Annotated in this window: 3 protein-coding genes; 1 reads left to right on the top strand and 2 read right to left on the bottom strand. The window is 71.4% G+C overall.

The features are described from left to right. On the bottom strand, positions 1-787 hold a 787-nt coding region (locus BKE38_RS29690; protein ID WP_131829809.1), incomplete at its 3' end, for a four-carbon acid sugar kinase family protein. A 12-nt stretch (positions 788-799) separates the two neighbouring features. Beyond that, positions 800-1774 carry a 2-keto-3-deoxygluconate permease gene (locus tag BKE38_RS29685; protein ID WP_076960673.1) on the bottom strand — a complete coding sequence of 325 codons (975 nt, stop codon included), beginning with the start codon at positions 1772-1774 and terminating at the stop codon, positions 800-802. A 312-nt stretch (positions 1775-2086) separates the two neighbouring features. On the opposite strand from BKE38_RS29685, the gene BKE38_RS29680 reads away from it, so the two are divergent. Beyond that, the gene (locus tag BKE38_RS29680; protein WP_076960672.1) at positions 2087-3373 is read left to right on the top strand and encodes an AmpG family muropeptide MFS transporter; all 1287 of its coding nucleotides are present in this window, start codon (positions 2087-2089) and stop codon (positions 3371-3373) included. Positions 3374-3378 lie beyond the last annotated feature (5 nt).

Below are 3378 nucleotides of genomic sequence, written 5' to 3'. Positions count from 1 at the left end.
CCCCATCCTGCCGCCCGCCGCCGGCGGCGGGCGGCAGGATGGGGAGTGCGGCCGGCTCGGCGGCGGGCGGCAGGGTGGCGGCCAGCGCCGCGGCGATGCCGCCGGAGCCGACCCAGAGGACTTCCTCCGCCATCGGCAGGCTGGCGGCGGCCAGGCGGTCGAGGTCGCAGGCCTCCGCCGCGTCGCAGACCACGGCGTCCAGCCCTTCGGCGATGGCCTGCTGCAGGGCGGTGGCCAGGCTGGCGGGGCCGCTGCGGATGACGGCCAGCGGCAGGTGGCGGGCGGACAGGCCCACGCCCTGCAGCACTCCCGGCAGATGCGCGCTGTCATAGCTGTGGTCGCGCGCCCAGAGCGGCGTGGTCTCCAGCGCCACGCCGCCCAGCCGGATGCTGCCGGCTTCCGTGGTGCGGCCGGTGGCCGGGAAGGCGGGGGCGACGATGGCCAGGCGCGGCTGGCCGGCCTGGCGCAGTGCTGCGCAGGTGGCGGCGAGTTCCGCGGCGGGCTGGCCGCGCAAGGTCGAATCGATCTTCTTGATCAGCCCGACGCCGGCGCCGTGATGCGCGGCGAGAAGCGCCACATGCCGCGCGGCCGCCGCGACAGGATCGAGGCGGCGGCTGTCGGCATCGATCGCCAGCACGGCGGGGGCGGCGACCGGCCCCTGCCCCGCTGCCGCGCCGTGCCAGCCCACCGAGGCGGCGAGGCCGCGGCGGGCGAAGGCGATGGCGCAGTCGGCCGCGCCGGTCAGGTCATCGGCCAGGATCAACCAGCGCGGCGGCAGGACGGCCATGCGTCTTCTCCCTCAGGCCTGCGGCGCGCCGTCCCGCCTTCCGCCGAAGCGGCGGGCGGTCCAGGCGGTCAGCAGCGGCACCAGCACGGTGGTGACGATGACGGCGGCCGCGACCAGGATGGTGGCGTGGGCCGCGGCATCGGCATAGACCGGGTTGGCGGCGGCCACGATGGCCGGCACCGCCGCCGCGTTGCCGGCGGTGGACGCCGCGGCGACGCCGGCGACGCCCGTGCCGCCGATGGCGCGATCGGCGAAGAACAGCGGGATGCCGGTGACCACGACGACGGCGACGCCGAGGCCCAGGCCCAGCAGCCCGGCCTGCCACACCTTCGCGAGATCCAGGCCGCTGCCCAGCGCGAAGGCGAAGAAGGGGATCATCACCGGGATCGCCTTGCTCAGGAAGGCGCGCATCTCGCGGTCCAGGTTGCCCAGCAGCATGCCGACCAGCAGCGGCAGGATCGAGCCCACCAGCGTCGGCCAGGGGAAGGCCGAGAGGCCCGCGACGCCCAGCGTGATCATGGTCAGGAAGGGGCCGGATTCCAGCGTCATGACGGTATAGGCGCCGACATCGCGCGGCTCGCCATACTGGCCCATCAGCGCCATGTAGAGGCCGCCATTGGTGTCGTTCATCGCGGCGACGATGGCCAGCGTCGACAGCCCGGCGAAGAGGCCGGCGCCGACCGGGGCCTCGCCCAGGACCTGGCCGAAGATCACGCCCAGGATCATCGCCATGCCGACCTTCACGCCGAACAGCGTGCCACCCTTCTTCAGGATGTAGGGGGTCGCCTTGAAGTCGATGCTGGCGCCCATGCAGACATAGAAGACCGCGAGGATAGTCAGCGAGCCGTTGAACAGCGCCCCGGTGAAGGAGCCAAAGAACTTCGGCGTGTCGGGGAAGAAGGTGGCGATGAGGGCGCCGAGCGCCAGCGGCACCACCATCATGCCGCCGGGCACCGCCTCGATGCCACGCTTGATCGGTATCTGCATCAACGTCCTCGCTGACCCGGAGCCAGGGCCCCCAGGCCTTCGTTGTGCGCGAAATGCGCAAGTCTGGCGGGTTCCTTCTGCCCGCGGAGGCGCAGAGTCAATCGATTCTTGCGCGGATCACGCAGTTTTATGGCGGAAGACAGGAGTTCTGCGTGGAGCCTCTGCGCATTTTCCGCATGATGGCGAAGACACCTGGGTCAGGCCACCGGTTTTTCTGCGCGATTTGCGCAGTGATCAACGCGGCAGGGATTTTCGCCCCTTCTCCCTCGGCGCGGTTCAAAAGCCGCCGCCGGCATGGCAGTTTGCCAGCCAATGGCCCGCCTCCTCCCCGCGATCGCGAATGACCGCCGCTTCCTGATCATGCTGGCCCTCGGCTTCTCTGCCGGGGTGCCGCTGCCGCTGACCGCTTTCGTGCTGCGGCAGTGGATGTCGGAATCCGGCATCTCGCTGGCGGCGATCGGCTTCACCGCGCTGATCGGTCTGTCCTATTCGCTGAAATTCCTGTGGTCGCCGCTGATCGACCACGCGCCGCCGCCCTTCTTCCGCCGCTGGGGCCGGCGCCGCGGCTGGCTGGCCAGCATCCAGCCGGTGCTCGCCTTGGCCATCCTGGCGCTGGGCTTCACCAACCCCGCGGTGGATCCGGCGCTGACGGTGATGGTGGCGGTGCTGGTCGCCTTCCTCTCGGCCAGCCAGGACATCGTCATCGACGCCTACCGCATCGAGTTCCTGGAGGAGCGCCAGCAGGGGCTGGGCCTCGCCTACTACGTCTGGGGCTATCGGGGCGCCATGCTGGCGGCCAATGCCGGCGCGCTGACGGTCGCCGAATTCGCCGGCTGGCCGCTGGCCTTCACCTATTGCGCGGCGCTGATCGGCATCGGCTTCCTGGCCGTCTGGCTGGGGCCGGAGCCCGCCGCTGCCGCCCCGCGCGCCGCCATGGCCTGGTCCGCCCGGCTGCGCGCCGCCATCATCGACCCCTTCGCCGATTTCGTCCGCCGCAAACACTGGCTGGCCATCCTGCTGTTCATCGCCCTCTTCAAGCTGGGCGAGGCCATGGCCGGCGTGATGGTCGCCCCCTTCTACCGCGAGCTCGGCTTCAGCCGCACCGAGGTCGCCGCCGTCGGCAGCGTCTTCGGCCTGTTCGCCACGCTGCTGGGGGCGCTCGCCGGCGGCTGGCTGGTGGTGCGCATCGGCACCGCCCGCGCCCTGGTGCTGACCGGACTGGGCCAGATGCTGTCCAACCTGATGTATGTGGCGCTCGCCCATGCCGGCCACGACGTGCCCATGCTCTGGGCCCAGGTCGGCATCGAGAATTTCACCGACGGCCTGGCTGACGCGGCCTTTGTCACCTACCTGTCCAGCCTGACCAGCCGGGCCTTCACCGCCACCCAGTATGCGCTGCTGTCGTCGCTCGCCGCCGTGCCGCTGCGCACCATCGGCGGCAGCTCCGGCTGGCTGGCCGAATGGCTGGGCTGGCCCGACTTCTTCCTGCTGACCACCGCGGCGGCGCTGCCGGCCATGGCCATCATGATCTACCTGCTGATCCGCCTGCCCCCGGCGCCCGCCGCGCCGGGGGCAGGCGGATCAGCAGGTAGATCATGATGGCC

Origin of the sequence: Teichococcus deserti (genome assembly GCF_001982615.1) — a bacterium.
GTDB classification, from domain to species: Bacteria; Pseudomonadota; Alphaproteobacteria; order Acetobacterales; family Acetobacteraceae; genus Pseudoroseomonas; species Pseudoroseomonas deserti.
This window is presented reverse-complemented; position numbering and strand designations above follow the sequence as displayed.

What these genes read in the sequence shown, in the direction of transcription:
- BKE38_RS29685 (WP_076960673.1), bottom strand. Translation starts at nt 1,774, where the DNA reads ATGCAGATACCGATCAAGCGTGGCATCGAGGCGGTGCCCGGCGGCATG.
- BKE38_RS29680 (WP_076960672.1), top strand. Translation starts at nt 2,087, where the DNA reads ATGGCCCGCCTCCTCCCCGCGATCGCGAATGACCGCCGCTTCCTGATC.